The organism is Janthinobacterium sp. SUN120 (assembly GCF_030397735.1).
GTDB classification, from domain to species: domain Bacteria; phylum Pseudomonadota; class Gammaproteobacteria; order Burkholderiales; family Burkholderiaceae_D; genus Janthinobacterium; species Janthinobacterium kumbetense.
Window position 1 is genome coordinate 498,520 of the sequence record NZ_JAPUBW010000003.1, and the last position, 14,531, is coordinate 513,050.

12 protein-coding genes and 1 tRNA gene are annotated in these 14,531 nt (G+C 61.5%); all 13 read left to right on the plus strand.

Features of this window, described 5'->3' with window-relative positions; genetic code table 11:
* Positions 1-89: 89 nt before the first annotated feature.
* The 13 genes from O0879_RS20140 to epsI all read left to right on the plus strand — a co-directional run bounded on the left by O0879_RS20140 (position 90) and on the right by epsI (position 14,486).
* Positions 90-1,457: an MBOAT family protein gene (locus tag O0879_RS20140; RefSeq protein WP_289918375.1), complete on the plus strand. Its 1,368-nt coding sequence runs from the start codon at positions 90-92 to the stop codon at positions 1,455-1,457.
* A gap of 8 nt (positions 1,458-1,465) precedes the next feature.
* Positions 1,466-2,533 carry a hypothetical protein gene (locus tag O0879_RS20145; RefSeq protein ID WP_289918376.1) on the plus strand — a complete coding sequence of 356 codons (1,068 nt, stop codon included), beginning with the start codon at positions 1,466-1,468 and terminating at the stop codon, positions 2,531-2,533.
* Positions 2,534-2,604: 71 nt separating this feature from the next.
* Positions 2,605-2,679, plus strand: a tRNA-Arg gene (locus O0879_RS20150).
* 172 nt (positions 2,680-2,851) lie between these two features.
* On the plus strand, positions 2,852-4,744 hold the full coding sequence (locus tag O0879_RS20155; protein WP_077400945.1) for an ATP-binding cassette domain-containing protein: 1,893 nt from the start codon (positions 2,852-2,854) through the stop codon (positions 4,742-4,744).
* 176 nt (positions 4,745-4,920) lie between these two features.
* A complete protein-coding gene (locus O0879_RS20160; RefSeq protein WP_289906155.1) occupies positions 4,921-5,583 on the plus strand; it encodes a CAAX prenyl protease-related protein in 663 nt (220 codons plus the stop codon).
* 40 nt (positions 5,584-5,623) lie between these two features.
* Positions 5,624-6,862 (plus strand): XrtB/PEP-CTERM-associated polysaccharide biosynthesis outer membrane protein EpsL, encoded by a 1,239-nt coding sequence (gene epsL, locus O0879_RS20165; protein ID WP_289918378.1) that lies wholly within the window; start codon positions 5,624-5,626, stop codon positions 6,860-6,862.
* 8 nt (positions 6,863-6,870) lie between these two features.
* A complete protein-coding gene (locus tag O0879_RS20170; RefSeq protein WP_289918380.1) occupies positions 6,871-8,253 on the plus strand; it encodes an undecaprenyl-phosphate glucose phosphotransferase in 1,383 nt (460 codons plus the stop codon).
* A 527-nt stretch (positions 8,254-8,780) separates the two neighbouring features.
* The gene (locus O0879_RS20175; RefSeq protein WP_257218705.1) at positions 8,781-9,719 is read left to right on the plus strand and encodes an EpsD family peptidyl-prolyl cis-trans isomerase; all 939 of its coding nucleotides are present in this window, start codon (positions 8,781-8,783) and stop codon (positions 9,717-9,719) included.
* A 56-nt stretch (positions 9,720-9,775) separates the two neighbouring features.
* Positions 9,776-10,564 (plus strand): polysaccharide export protein EpsE, encoded by a 789-nt coding sequence (gene epsE / locus O0879_RS20180; protein ID WP_077400957.1) that lies wholly within the window; start codon positions 9,776-9,778, stop codon positions 10,562-10,564.
* 41 nt (positions 10,565-10,605) lie between these two features.
* A complete protein-coding gene (epsF, locus tag O0879_RS20185) occupies positions 10,606-12,003 on the plus strand; it encodes a chain length determinant protein EpsF (protein WP_077400960.1) in 1,398 nt (465 codons plus the stop codon).
* 13 nt (positions 12,004-12,016) lie between these two features.
* A complete protein-coding gene (epsG, locus tag O0879_RS20190) occupies positions 12,017-12,895 on the plus strand; it encodes a chain length determinant protein tyrosine kinase EpsG (protein ID WP_077409017.1) in 879 nt (292 codons plus the stop codon).
* Positions 12,895-13,803 carry an exosortase B gene (gene xrtB, locus O0879_RS20195; RefSeq protein WP_289900036.1) on the plus strand — a complete coding sequence of 303 codons (909 nt, stop codon included), beginning with the start codon at positions 12,895-12,897 and terminating at the stop codon, positions 13,801-13,803. The genes epsG and xrtB overlap by 1 nt, the downstream gene beginning before the upstream one ends.
* Positions 13,800-14,486, plus strand: coding sequence for an exosortase-associated protein EpsI, B-type (gene epsI, locus O0879_RS20200; RefSeq protein ID WP_077400965.1), 687 nt, complete (start codon positions 13,800-13,802; stop codon positions 14,484-14,486). Before xrtB ends, epsI begins: the two co-directional genes overlap by 4 nt.
* Positions 14,487-14,531: the final 45 nt, after the last annotated feature.

Here is a 14,531-nt window from a genome sequence, read left to right on the forward strand (position 1 = left end):
TTCCGTTCTTTCTGGTGTTCTTGCCGTTGGCGTTGCTGGGATACTTTCTCCTGTCAAAATACTCGCTGCGGCTATCCATAATTTTCCTGTTGCTGGCATCGCTTGCATTCTATAGCTACTGGGATGTCGCCTACCTGCCGCTGCTGCTGCTGTCAATCTGCTGCAACTTCAGCATTGGCCGAGTCGTCTCGAAACGTCAAGAGACGGGCCGCAAGCGCGAGGCAAAGCACTGGCTGTGGCTCGGACTCGCCTTCAATTTGTCGCTGCTGGTGTTCTTCAAGTATTTTGATTTTTTTATCAGCAATATTGCCACCCTGACGGGGGCGACATTCCAGCCGCTGGGGATTACCCTGCCGATCGGCATCTCGTTTTTCACCTTTACGCAAATCGCCTACCTGGTCGATTGCCACGCGGGCAAGGTCAAGGATTACCAGCCAGAAAGCTATGGTTTGTTCGTCACCTACTTTCCGCACCTGATCGCCGGTCCGATTTTGCATCACAAGGAGATGATGCCGCAGTTCGTGCAGGCCGAATCGCATGTCTTCAGCCGCGGGCGCCTGATCGTCGGCCTAGCATTCTTCACGATTGGCCTGTTCAAGAAAGTCATCTTGGCCGATGGCATCGCGCGCTACGTCGCACCCGTCTTCGACCTCCATCACGCCCATTTGAGCATGCTGGAGGCATGGGCCGGTGCGCTGGCCTATACGTTCCAGCTGTATTTCGACTTTTCGGCCTACTGCGACATGGCGTATGGCTTGTCCTATATGTTCGGCATTATCTTGCCGATTAACTTTCTCTCGCCATACAAGGCGACCTCCATCATCGATTTCTGGCGCCGCTGGCACATCACGCTGTCCAATTTCCTGCGCGATTATCTGTATATTCCCCTGGGCGGGAACCGCAAGGGCGGATTCTTGCGTTACCGCAACCTCCTGATCACGATGCTGCTGGGCGGACTGTGGCACGGCGCCAACTGGACCTTTGTGGTCTGGGGCTGCTTGCACGGCGGTTATTTGATCGTCAACCATGCCTTGCGTCATCTGCTAGGCCAGCGCAGCAACCTGGCGATACGGGCCGGCGGCGCACTGGCGACTTTTTTTGCCGTGGTGCTGGCCTGGGTGTTTTTTCGCGCCAGTTCCCTCGAGGTGGCGCTGGACGTGCTGCAAGCCATGGGCGGCGGCACGCTGACGCCCGCCATGCAGGAAAGCATGCTGGGCGTGAACCGCATCATGCAGCTGAGTTCCTGCCTGTGGTGGCTGGGCGTCTGTGCCGCCATCGTTTTCTTCCTGCCGAATGTGTATGAGCTGCTGGGGCGAGGCTTGCGCCTGTCGACGGAGCAGCGCCTGGACAGTGGCCGGGGCAGCGTCTTGCTGGGGGCCATGTTGATGCTTTGCCTGGTCTTGCTGGCAATTAGCGAGACGCGTGGTGTTTCTGAGTTCTTGTACTTTAATTTCTGACAAATCATATGCGCTCCATATTTGCGATAGGCCTGGGTGTGCTGGTCACGGCACTGGCGTTGGAAGCGTTCCTGCAATGCATGCCGGTGGTGTCCGGATTGCGCATGGAGCAGAGCAGCGAGCAGCGCCCGTATGCCCGTTATCTGCCGCAGCAGGACTACGTGTATTCGCACGGCTGGGCCATGGCGAATGCCCGGCATGGCCGGACGAATCGGCAGGGCTTTACCAACTCCCCCGATTTCAAGGATGGTGCGGCCGTGCTTGTCATCGGCGACAGCTTTATCGAAAGCCTGATGCTGGAATACCCGGAAACCCTGCAAGGCCGGCTGAGTCAAGCCCTGGGCGGCGGCGTGTATGCCGCCTCTGCCTCGGGCAACGGCTTTGCCGACGCGCTGGAAGTGTTCCGTCATACGCGTGCGCAATTGCATCCGCGCACGGTGGTGATGTTTGTCGAGCCGATGGACATGCAGGACATCCTGGCGCCGGCGCAGCGGGGCCATAGCATGTTTGTCAGCGAAGGGAACGATATCAGGATGGTGCATGTTCCCTATGTCGAGTCCAAGGCCAAGCGGCTGGTCGCCTATTCGGCCCTGGCCCGTTATATCTATTACAACTTGAAATTTCCTGACTGGTTGATGAGCCAGTTGCGCCGCAGTCCTCCTGCCGCGGCGCAGGAGCCGGCCGCCAGCGCACCTGATGCACGCCGCGCCGCCGCGCTCGAGTACTACATGGCGCAATTGCGCGCGCTGGGCGGCGCTGGCGATACGCGCTTTATCTTCCTGGTCGACGCGGACCGGAACATGCTGTACGCGCCGCAAAAGGCGGTACCCAACTGGAAAGCGGGCGATCGCGCATTTTTCATCCAGACGGCCCTGCGACACGGCCATCAGGTGGTGGACATGCAGCCGGTATTCGCGCGCCATTGGGCGCAACAGCGCGAGCGCATGGATTTCCTGCCGATGGACGGCCACTGGAACCCGGTGGCGCACGATCTGGCGGCGCAGCAAATCCTGCCCTTGTTGCCTTCGGCATCGCCTGCGTTGCCGGCGCCATTGCGCCAGGTGGCAGGGCACTGAGGCGCCGGCCCCACGCACGCGCTGCCGGACTGTCAATGGCAGGAACTAGCCTGTATAATGCCGCTGCGCGTGTCGCCATCGTACAATGGATAGTACAAGGTCCTCCTAAGACTTAAATGCAGGTTCGATTCCTGCTGGCGACACCACGTTTCCACGCAACGCGCGTCGGCAGCCTGTGATCATCCAGGCGGTAATTACTGGTCGATGGCGATTGAAGTCCGAGTTATCGGTACAATGCGTGCTTCATTCATCCAATCGGCGGCTGTTTTGCACACCACGCGGTGTGCGCGAGACGGCGCCCGAGCACTCTTACTCATTATGGCTGTCATTTCTCTTTCATCGGCGCAACTTGCGTTCGGTCACGTCGCGCTGCTCGATCACGCGGAATTTTCACTGGAAACCTCGGAGCGGGTCGGCTTGATCGGCCGCAACGGCACGGGTAAATCGTCGCTGTTGAAGGTTATTTCGGGCAAGTTCAAGCTCGATGACGGCTTGTTGGTAATGCAACAAGGCATCAAGATCGCGTATGTGGAGCAGGAACCGCAATTCGACCCGGAAATGTCCGTGTTCGACGCCGTCGCGTCCGGCATGGGCGAATCGCAGGCGTGGCTGAAGGAATACGATGCGTTGACGGGCCAGTTTGGCCAGGGCAATGACGACGAACTGATGGAACGCATGCACGACATCCAGGTCAAACTCGATGCGGCCGATGCATGGAGCTTGCCGAACAAGGTGGAAACCGTGCTTGACCGTCTGAACCTGACGGGCGACATGGCCATGAAAACCCTGTCCGGCGGGATGCAGAAGCGCGTGGCGCTGGCGCGCGCGCTGGTGTCGGCGCCCGACGTGCTGCTGCTCGATGAGCCCACCAACCATCTGGACTTCAGCTCCATCCTGTGGCTGGAAGGCTTGTTGCGCGACTTCAAGGGCAGCGTGCTGTTCATTACCCATGACCGCTCCTTCCTCGACAACGTTGCCACGCGCATCATCGAGCTCGACCGCGGCCGCTTGCTGTCGTATCCGGGCAACTTCACGGCGTATCAAGTGCGCAAGGCGGAGCAGCTGGAAATCGAAGAAGTGGAAAACGCCAAGTTCGACAAGTTCCTGGCGCAGGAAGAAGTGTGGATACGCAAGGGCGTCAAGGCCCGCCGCGTGCGCGACGAAGGCCGCGTGCGCCGCCTGGAAGCGCTGCGCCTGACGCGCAATGCGCGCCGCGAACAGCAGGGACAAGTCAAGCTGGACGTCTCGGCCGGCGAACGCTCGGGCAAGATCGTGGCGGACCTGGAAAACGTCTCCAAGATTTACGGCGACAAGGTCATTGTCAAGGATTTCAGCGCCACCATCTTGCGCGGCGACAAGGTCGGCCTGATCGGCGCCAACGGCGCCGGCAAGACCACCCTGCTGAAGATGATCCTCGGCGAAGAGCAGTCGGACACGGGCACCATCCGCCTGGGTACCAAGCTGCAAGTGGCGTATTTCGACCAGATGCGCACGCAGCTGAACGAAGAGGCGAACCTGATGGAAACCATCGCGCCGGGCAGCGACTGGGTCGAGATCAACGGCCAGCGCCGCCACGTGATGACGTACCTGAACGACTTCCTGTTCGCGCCGGAACGCGCCCGTTCGCCCGTCAAGTCGCTGTCCGGTGGCGAGCGCAACCGTTTGCTGCTGGCGCGTCTGTTCGCCAAGCCGGCCAACGTGCTGGTGCTCGATGAACCGACCAATGACCTGGATATCGATACCCTGGAATTGCTGGAAGAGTTGCTGGAAGAATACACGGGCACCGTCTTCCTCGTCAGCCATGACCGCACCTTCCTCGACAATGTGGTCACACAGGTGATCGTCGCCGAAGGCGAGGGCAAGTGGCGCGAATTCGTCGGCGGCTACACGGACTGGGAGCGCGTGCGCACCTTGCCGATCGCCACGGCGCCAGCCAGCAAGCCGGCCGTGAAGGTCGAGGCTGCCGCTCCGGCCGCCAAGCAGAAAAAGCTCAGCTACAAGGAACAGCGCGAGCTGGAAGAGTTGCCGAAACTGATCGCCAAGCTGGAAGACGAGCAATCGGTGCTGGCCGCCGAACTGTCGCATCCGGACTTCTACAAGAAGACGCCAGCCGAAGGCAAGCGCCTGAATGCGCGCGTGGCCGAGATCGAAGGCGAACTGCTGGAAGCGCTGGAAAAGTGGGAGCAGATCGAGGCGCGCGCGAATAGCTGATGCTTTTTTGCATACCCTGTTGTAATTAAGTCAGGATTATTTGCCACGGCAACGGTTCTGCTTGATATAATTATATAATTATATTTATTACATCGGGGGATGCATGTTTGTCATGAAAAACATGCGCTCCGGACCACCGCGTCCGGCGCGCAGCTCCTCCTCCGATGCGTGGCAGCATGTTTGACCGCGCCGCCTTGCCCCGGGTAGCGCCATTCCTGGCCTATCTCTCCTTCATTGCCATTGCCGACATACTCGGCCGCCTGGGCGTTGCCGCGCAGGACTTGCGCTGGCTGTATGTCGTCAAGATCGGCGTCGTGCTGGGCTTGTTGTTGTACTGGCGCCGCAGTTACACGGAATTGCGGTGGACGCCGTTGGGCGCGCGTGCCATTCTCGGGGCGCTGGCAGGCGGTGTTGTTGTTTTTTTGCTGTGGATCAATCTCGACGCCAGCTGGATGAGCATCGGCAAGCCGGACGGTTTCGACCCCCGCACCGATGGCCGCATCGAGTGGAGCCTGGTGGTGCTGCGCATCGCCGGCGCGGCGCTGGTGGTGCCCGTGATGGAAGAGCTGTTCTGGCGCTCCTTCCTGCTGCGCTGGATCGACAAGCCGGACTTTTTGCGGGCCGATCCGCGCCTGGCCAGCGCCAAGGCCTTCGCCATCAGCGTGTTGCTGTTTGGCTTTGAGCATAATTTATGGCTGGCCGGCATGGTGGCCGGTGCGGTCTATAGTTTGTTGTACATGCGTAGCCAGTCCCTGTGGTCGCCCATCCTCGCGCACGGCGTGACGAACGGCGTGCTGGGCCTCTGGATTATTTCTGGTGGGCACTGGATTTACTGGTAGTATTGCCTATCAACTGTGTGATCTTTCAAAGACAAAATCCATGTTGAATTCCTTGCGTAAAAAAGCCGTTGCCGCCGCCTTCACGGCCAGCCCACGTTTGCCGGTTGCGCTGTTACTCTTGGGCACCCTGGCCAGCGGCGCCGCCGTGGCCGATATCAGCGACACCATCAAACCTTTCGTTGCCACGTCCTATTCGTACGACGACAACCTGATGCGCCTGCCGGACGATGTGCGGGGTTTTTCCGGCCCCCGTTCGGATACGTCGAGGATGCTGCAGGCGGGCTTCCTGTTCAACCGTCCCATCGGCCGCCAGATACTGACGGGCCAGGCCAAGTGGTCGAAGGTGAGCTTCAACCGCTTCAGCCAGTTCGACTACGACGGCAAGGATTACCTGGCCGACCTGGAATGGCACATCGCCAACCACCTGGAAGGCCATGTGGGCGCCAGTTATTCGCAGACCCTGACGCCGTTCAGCGACTTCCAGAGCTCGGTGCGCAATCTGCGCACGCAGCGCCGCGAGTACGTGAATGGCGCGTGGCGCTTCCACCCCAGCTGGCGCGTGCGCGGCGGCCTGTCGCGCGACCGTTACTCGTATGACCTGCCGTCGCAGGCGTTTTCCAACTGGGTGGAAGACGCGACGGAATTTGGCGTCGACTACCTGGCGCGCAGCAATAGCCGCGTCGGCGTGCAGCTGCGCCACCTGAATGGCAAGTATCCGAACCGCGGCGCGTTCGACGCCAGTGTATACGGCAACGGCTATAGCCAGGACGAGATCAAGGCCAATGTCCTCTGGGATTTCAGCGATATCACGCAGATGGAATTCCTCGGTGGCTGGGTGCGCCACCGCAACAACTTGCTGTCCGGGCGCGATACCAGCGGCACGAATGGCCGGCTGAGCGTGTACTGGAAGCCGTTGGGCAAGGTCAATTTCACGGGCATCGTCTGGCGCGAATTCGGTTCCGTCGACAATTCGCTGGTGACGAGCAGCCTGAACACGGGCGCCAGCCTGGGCGCGACCTGGACGGCCACGTCGAAGGTGCGCGTGGATGCGCAGCTGCGCCAGGAACGGCGCGATTTCGAGGCCGTCAGCGGCCTGGTGCTGCCCGGCGACGGGCGCGACACCACGCGCACGGCTTCGCTGGGCGCGACGTATGCGCCGCACCGGAAAATCCAGCTTGGCGTGCGCGTGTTCCACGAGCGGCGCGAAGGCGTCGCCATCATCGATAGCGGCAGCTACCGGGCCAAGGGCATTTCCTTCAATGGCAGCGTACAGTTTTAAAGATCAACATGACTGTCAATGATATACCCCTGATTTCGTTTTTCCAGCGCGTTCTCGACCCGATCATCATCATGGGCTTGCTGTACCTGATGACGGTGTTGTCGGGTTCGACCTTCACCGGCTATACGCTGGTGCTGATGATACTGGCCGTCTTCATTTCATCGACGGTCTACCAGCATGTCGACCCCTACCGTACCTGGCGCAGCGGCCGCATGCTGGCGTATGCGCGCGATATCCTCGTCGGCTGGACGATCGTCGCGCTGATCCTCACCTTCCTGGGCTCGGCCACGGGCCTGGCCTATCATTTCGATACCGAAGTGGTGCTGGCCTGGTTTGTCCTCACACCCTTCGTGCTGCTGGCCGGGCACCTGGCCGGGCGCAGGTTCAGCCTGCGCCCCGACGGCGAAAGCGAAGTGCGCTCGGTGGTCATCATCGGCGCCAACGACGCCAGCCTGAAGTTTGCCGCCACCGTCGAGCGCAATGCCAACCTGTTCATGCACGTGCACGGCTTTTTCGATGACCGCACGGACGACCGCTGGCCGGAAAAGATGCGCGAACCCATGCTGGGGCGCATGGATGATATCGCCTCCTATGTGCGCGAACACAACATCAAGATGATCTTCATCAGCCAGCCGATTTCGGCCCAGCCGCGCATCCGCAAGATGCTCGACGAGCTCGAAGATACGACGGCTTCCGTGTATTTCCTGCCGGATATTTATATCTTCGACCTGATGCAGGCGCGTTTCGACAACGTGGGCGGCATGCCCGTCATCGCCATCCGCGAATCGCCGTTCACGGGCTTTAACAGCATGGTCAAGCGGGGCAGCGATATCGTGCTGGGGCTGATGATCCAGATCCTGCTGCTGCCGGTGATGCTGGTCATCGCCATCGCCGTCAAGACCACTTCGAAAGGCCCCGTGATTTTCCGCCAGCGCCGCTATGGCCTGTATGGCGAGGAAATCGTCGTCTACAAGTTCCGCTCCATGACGGTGGGCGAAGATGGCGACACGGTGGTGCAGGCCACCAAGAACGACCAGCGCGTGACGCGCGTCGGCGCCTTCCTGCGCCGCAGCTCGCTCGACGAACTGCCGCAATTTCTCAACGTCTTGCAGGGTCGCATGAGCATCGTCGGGCCGCGCCCCCATGCCGTCGTGCACAACGAGCAGTACCGCAAGCTGATCAAGGGCTACATGCTGCGCCACAAGGTCAAGCCCGGCATTACGGGCTGGGCCCAGGTCAACGGTTTGCGGGGCGAGACGGAAACGCTCGACAAGATGGAGGCGCGCATCCATTTCGACCTCGATTACCTGCGCAACTGGTCGCTGTGGCTGGATCTGTGGATTATCGCGCGCACGGTCAAAGTGGTGCTGGCGCGCGAGAACGCCCATTGAGCATCAGTATGCTGCCCGCAGGAAAAAATAGCGTTTGAATATACTTTGCACGGAGTCAATACGCGTTAAAATGGAGCATCTATAGAGCACCAGCGCATTACGCGACCACTCCGCGCTCACCTTGCCACGAGTCGTGCCGGCCATGCGCCATTACTTTCCTCTTGGAAAGGGATCACGATGTGAGCAGTATCCGGCCTTGCCCCTGCCGGACGTGCGTCACCCTGACGGGAAGCCGTCCGGGACGGCACGCGCCAACTATCGATTTTAAAGTCGGTCTGAACCACGCAATACATAATTTTTTGCAATCAAGTAGACTGTGGAAATAGTTGTTTTTATATCTCATTAGTAGATTTTTAAGCAAATATTTTGCTTGTCGTCATGCATTATGTGTATTATGTTTACAATATTGTTAATTATTTGACGAATAACTATTTTTCGGGGCATCCGTGCAGTGCAGCCTGGCCATGGCCCGTTATACTGCGCCGGATTTTCCACCTCCGTCATACCTGTCATCCGAAGGAGCACGCTTGAATCATTTTATTCACTCCCGCCCCGCGCCACGTTTGTTGTGCGCCGCCCTGGTCCTGCTGGCCGCTGCTGGCCTGTCCGCTTGCGGCAACAAGGAAAAAAAGGCTGGCCAGGCGCTGGCCAGCGTGAACGGCGAAGAAATCACCGTCTTGCAGTTGAATGAAGAGTTGCAGCGCGCCGGCGTGCAGGCGCCGCAGCAGGCCGCGGCCAGCAAGCAGTTGCTCGAGTCGCTGATCGACCGCCAGTTGCTGCAGAACGAAGCGGCCAAGGAAAAGGTCGACCGCGATCCGAAAGTCATGCAGGCCATCGAGCGTGCGAAGGCGCTGATCGTTGCCCAGGCATACATGCAAAAGCGCATCGGCGCGGCCACCCGCCCGAGCAAGGCCGAAGTGGAAGAGTATTTCGCGAAAAACCCGCTGTTCTTCAGCCAGCGCAAGCAATTCGATCTGCGCGAACTGGTCATCCCGACGGCGGCGTTGAACGATGAGCTCAAAGCCGTCATGGACCGCGCCAAGTCGCTGGAAGATGTGGCGCAATGGCTCGAGGAGCACAAGATCGCGTTCGGCCGCACCCAGGTGTCGCGCACCAGCGCCGACCTGGCGCCCGAACTGAGCAGCAAACTGCAATCGATGCCGAAGGGCCAGCTGTTCATCGTGCGCGAAGGCGAGCGCAGCCTGCTCATCGCCCTGGCCGATATCAAGGACAGCCCGGTGGGCCTGGACGCGGCGGCGCCGCAAATCGAGCAGTTCCTGGCGAACAAGAAGAACAAGGATGCGGCCGAAGCGGAACTGAAGCGTCTGCGCGCCAGCGCCAAGATCGAGTATTTCAACAAGGATGCAGCGGCTGCGGCCTCGGCTACGGCCAGCGCACCTGCGGCAGCGGCGCCGGCGAACAGCGCGCATGAAGCCAACGAGCGCGGCGTGGCAGGCTTGAAGTAAGTGACTTATCGACAAGTAGTTAAACATCAGCAATCTACCAACGGGAATCTGTAATCATGAAACGACTCGCAAACTGGATGATGGCGGCCTTTCTGGCCCTCGCCGCAGGCATGGCCGGTGCAGCCGATGTCCCCCTTGGGGCTGGTGATGTGCTGAAAATCTCCGTCTACGGCAACCCGGACCTGGGCCTGGAGACGCGCGTCAGCGAAGCGGGGGAAATCACCTTCCCGCTGGTGGGCGCGGTGGCCGTCGGCGGCCTGTCCACGTCGGCAGCGGAAAAGAAACTGGGCGGCTTGCTCGAGAGCGGCGGCTTCCTGCGCAAGGCGCAAGTCAACATTATCGTCACCAGCCTGCAAAGCCAGCAGGCGTCCGTGCTGGGCCAGGTCAACCGTCCGGGCCGTTACCCGGTGGAAGGCAAGCGCAGCGTGATGGACATGCTGGCCATGGCCGGCGGCGTCAGTCCTGACGGCGCCGACCAGATCACCGTGATCCGCAAGCGCGGCGGCACTGCCACGCGCGACGTGGCCGACATTCTCGACATCGTGCGCAACGGCGACCTGAAGGGCGACATGGAAGTGGGCGGCAACGACATCATCTACGTGGAACGCGCGCCGCGCTTCTACATCTACGGCGAAGTCCAGCGTCCGGGCGCCTTCCGCCTGGAACGCAACATGACCGTGCTGCAAGCCCTGTCAGTGGGCGGCGGCCTGACCTTGCGCGGCACCGAACGGGGCGTGCGGGTCAAGCGCCGCAATGCGGAAGGCCAGATGGAAGTATTGTCGGTCAAGCATGACGACCTGCTGCGCGTCGACGATGTCGTGTATGTCCAGGAAAGCCTGTTCTAAGAGCAACTGGCTCCCTACCTTTTTGTATTGAAAGTTTCCAAATGAACCTCACCCAACTATTGCTGATCCTTCGGGCACGCAAGAAGATTGTGCTGCTGACCTTGATGATCACCGTGGCGCTGGCGCTGGGCGTCAGCCTGGTGCTGCCGAAGACCTACAAGGCCACCAGCACCCTGCTGCTGAACTACAAGGGCGTCGATCCCCTGACGGGCATGACCATGCCGGGGCAGTTGCTGCCTGGCTACATGGCGACCCAAGTCGATATTATCGGCAGCAAGAACGTGGCCTTGCGCGTCGTCGACCAGCTGGAACTGGCGCGCAGCCCCGCCGTGATCGCCCAGTTCAATGACGCGGCGCAAGGCAAGGGCACGGTGCGCGACTGGCTGGCCGACTTGCTGCTGAAGAAACTCGAAGTGATGCCGTCGCGCGAAAGCAGCGTGGTCGATGTCAGCTTCAAGGGCGCCGACCCGCAATTCGTCGCGGCCGTGTCGAACGCCTTTGCGGAACAGTATCAAAAGGTCAGCATCCAGCTGAAGGTTGACCCGATGCGCAAGGCGACGACGTACTTCGATGACCAGACCAAATTGCTGCGCGACAACGTTGAGCGCGCGCAAAGCCGCCTGTCGAAATACCAGCAGGACAATGGCATCGTCAGCGTCGACAACCGCCTCGATGTGGAATCGAACCGCTTGAACGACCTGTCGGCGCAACTCGTGCTGGCGCAGGGCCAGGCCATGGAAGCCAATTCGCGCCAGCGCATGGCGCAGGGCGGCAACCTGTCCGAATCGCCGGACGTCGCGTCGAATCCGCTGATCCAGAGCCTGAAGCTGGGCCTGGGCAATGCCGAGGGCAAGCTGGCCGAACTGGGCCAGCGCCTGGACCGCAATCACCCGCAATACCAGAGCGCCAAGGCGGAAGTGGACAAGCTGCGCCGCGACCTGGCCGAGCAGACGCGCGCCACCTCGCAAAGCGTAGGCAACAATGCGCAGATCCTGCAGCAGCGCGAAGGCGCGATCCGCGCCGCACTGGCGGCGCAAAAAGCCAAGGTGCTGGAACTGAACCGGACGCGCGATGAAATGGGCGTGCTGAGCAAGGATGTGGAAAGCGCCCAGCGCGCCTTCGACGTGACCTCGCAGCGCCTGTCGCAGACGCGCATCGAAGGCCAGGCGGAGCAGTCCGATATCGCCATGCTCAATCCGGCCACGGCGCCGATCGAGCCGGACAGCCCGAAGATTCTCCGAAACGTGCTGCTGTCGATCTTCCTCGGCCTCATGCTGGGCTGCGGCATCGCGCTGCTGGCCGAATTGCTGGACCGCCGTATCCGTTCCGACCAGGACCTGAGCGAAGTGCTGCAGATTCCCGTGTTCGGCGTGGTCGACTGGAAACCTAAACAGCGTCGCATGCGCGGCATGCTGCCGCGCCGTTTGCGCCTGAACTGAGATGGAACCTATCATGACTTCAAGTCCACACCTCCTCAATACCACTGCGCCGCTGGCGCGCGGCACCGATTCCAGCATTGGCGGCCTGTTGCTCGAATCGGGCAAGATCACGCCGGAAAACGCCGAACGCGTGCTGCGCATGCAAAAGGAACTGGGCATCCGCTTCGGTGAAGCGGCCCTGCGCCTGGGCCTGATCACGGAAGCCGATATCGAGCAAGTGCTGGCACGCCAGTTCGACTATCCGTACCTGCAGCCGGGCGCCGGCAAGTATCCGCAGGAACTGGTGGCCGCCTACCAGCCTTTCAGCCACCAGGTGGAAACCCTGCGCGCCGTGCGCAGCCAGCTGATGCTGCGCTGGTTCGCCCGCGGCAGCAAATCGCTGGTGGTGCTGGGCATGGAGCCGGGCGACGGCGCCAGCCTGTTCGCGGCCAACCTGGCCGTGGTGTTTTCCCAGCTGGGCGAGCACACCTTGCTGGTCGACGCCAACCTGCGCGCGCCGCGCCAGCAGGAAATCTTCGACCTGAAGACACGCCAGGGCCTGTCCGACGTGCTGGCCGGCCGCGCCGAACTCGATATCATCGCCAAGGTGGAATCGTTTGTCGCGCTGTCGGTGCTGTCCGCCGGCACCTTGCCGCCGAATCCGCAGGAACTGCTCAGCCGTACCTCCTTCGTCACGCTCAACAAGCAGCTGGAAAGCCGCTACGACGTGGTGCTGTACGACGTGCCGGCGTATGCTACCGGTTCCGATGCGCTGGCCGTGGCGGCGCGTGCGGGCGGCGTGCTGCTGGTGGCGCGCAAGAACAAGACGCCGATGGCGGAAGTGGCGGCCATGGCCGAGCAAATGACGCATAGCGGCGCCCAGGTGGTCGGTTCCGTGATGGTCGACTTTTGATGGCTGCGCCAGGCCACGCCATGCCGCCGGCGCAGGCCGGCCGCTCCGCCGTGCCGGACTGGCTGCCGCTGGCGCTGGGTTTCCTGGCCATGCTCGCGCCCAGCCTGGTCGGGCTGTTCCGCGGCATCTGGTCGACCGAAGAGCAGGCGCACGGCCCCATCATCCTGGCCCTGTCGCTGTGGTTGATCTACCGCAAATGGCCCGAGATGCTGGCGCAGAGCGCCGGCGCCCGTCCGGCCCGCGCCGGCTGGCCGCTGCTGGCCGTCTCGCTGCTGCTGTATGTGCTGGGCCGTTCGCAGCATATCCTGTCGCTGGAAATCCTCGCCCTGATCGGCACCGGCCTGGCCCTGCTGCTGCTCAAGCGCGGCTGGATTGCCGCGCGCATTCTGTGGTTTCCCTTCTTTTTCATGCTGTTCATGGTGCCGCTGCCGCTGCCGCTGGTGACGACCCTGACCATGCCGATGAAAATGGCGGTTTCGTATGTGACCGAACACCTGCTTTTCCTGGCCGGCTATCCGATCGCCCGCAATGGCGTGATCCTGCAGATTGGCCAGTACCAGTTGCTGGTGGCCGACGCCTGCGCCGGCTTGCAGACCTTGCTGACGCTTGAAGCGCTGGGCCTGTTCTACCTGAACCTGGTGCGGCATACTTCGCCGTTCCGCAACATCGTGCTGGCCCTGTTGATCGTGCCGATTTCCTTTACCGCCAATGTCATCCGCGTGATGGTGCTGACCCTGATCACGTATTACTTCGGCGACGCGGCCGGGCAGGGCTTCCTGCACGGCTTCGCCGGCATGGTGCTGTTCATTTCCGCGCTGCTGCTGATCCTCAGTGTCGACAGCTTGCTGCAGTGGATCGTGCGCAAGCGCCAGGCGGGCCGCGCGCCAACCGTGGGAGCGTCGACATGAACGCTGCATTGCGCATGAATATGCTGCTGGGCGCCTTGCTGCTGGGCGCAGCCGTCCTCAGCCACGGCGTGGCGCCGGGCGTGAAGATGGCCGACCAGCGCCCGAGTTTTTCGCTGGAAGCGGCGATACCGCAAGCGTTCGGCGACTGGCGCGTCGACAGTTCCATCGTGCCGCTGCAGGTGGATCCGGAAACCCAGGAACGCCTGAACAAGATCTACAACCAGACCTTGTCGCGCACCTACATCAATGGGCACGGCGAACGGGTGATGCTGTCGATCGCGTACGGCGGCGACCAGAGCGACAACATGGGCGTGCACAAGCCGGAAGTGTGCTACGCGGCGCAGGGTTTCCAGGTCGAGCGCGACGAATACGGCGAGCTGGCCTCGGCCTACGGCAGCCTGCCCGTGAAGCGCTTGCTGGCCGTGAATGGCAACCGCAGCGAGCCCATCACGTACTGGATCACCATCGGCGACAAGATCAGCAAGGTGGGCATGCAGCAGCGCCTGGAGCAATTGCGCTATGGCTTGACGGGCACCGTGGCCGACGCCATGCTGTTCCGCGTGTCGAGCATCGATACGGATTTGCCGCGCGCCTACCGCTTGCAGGCCGATTTCGTCAACGGCTTGCTGGCCAGCATGCCGGCAGCGCAGCGCAGCCGCCTGATCGGCGCGCCGCCCGGATGAGGCATGGCTTGAACGATGACAAAGCGCCGGCGGGCGCGGCACGGC

Coding starts and splice junctions, on each gene's coding strand:
- O0879_RS20145 (WP_289918376.1), top strand. CDS start 1,466: ATGCGCTCCATATTTGCGATAGGCCTGGGTGTGCTGGTCACGGCACTG.
- O0879_RS20155 (WP_077400945.1), top strand. CDS start 2,852: ATGGCTGTCATTTCTCTTTCATCGGCGCAACTTGCGTTCGGTCACGTC.
- O0879_RS20160 (WP_289906155.1), top strand. CDS start 4,921: ATGTTTGACCGCGCCGCCTTGCCCCGGGTAGCGCCATTCCTGGCCTAT.
- epsL (WP_289918378.1), top strand. CDS start 5,624: ATGTTGAATTCCTTGCGTAAAAAAGCCGTTGCCGCCGCCTTCACGGCC.
- O0879_RS20170 (WP_289918380.1), top strand. CDS start 6,871: ATGACTGTCAATGATATACCCCTGATTTCGTTTTTCCAGCGCGTTCTC.
- epsE (WP_077400957.1), top strand. CDS start 9,776: ATGAAACGACTCGCAAACTGGATGATGGCGGCCTTTCTGGCCCTCGCC.
- epsF (WP_077400960.1), top strand. CDS start 10,606: ATGAACCTCACCCAACTATTGCTGATCCTTCGGGCACGCAAGAAGATT.
- epsG (WP_077409017.1), top strand. CDS start 12,017: ATGACTTCAAGTCCACACCTCCTCAATACCACTGCGCCGCTGGCGCGC.
- xrtB (WP_289900036.1), top strand. CDS start 12,895: ATGGCTGCGCCAGGCCACGCCATGCCGCCGGCGCAGGCCGGCCGCTCC.
- epsI (WP_077400965.1), top strand. CDS start 13,800: ATGAACGCTGCATTGCGCATGAATATGCTGCTGGGCGCCTTGCTGCTG.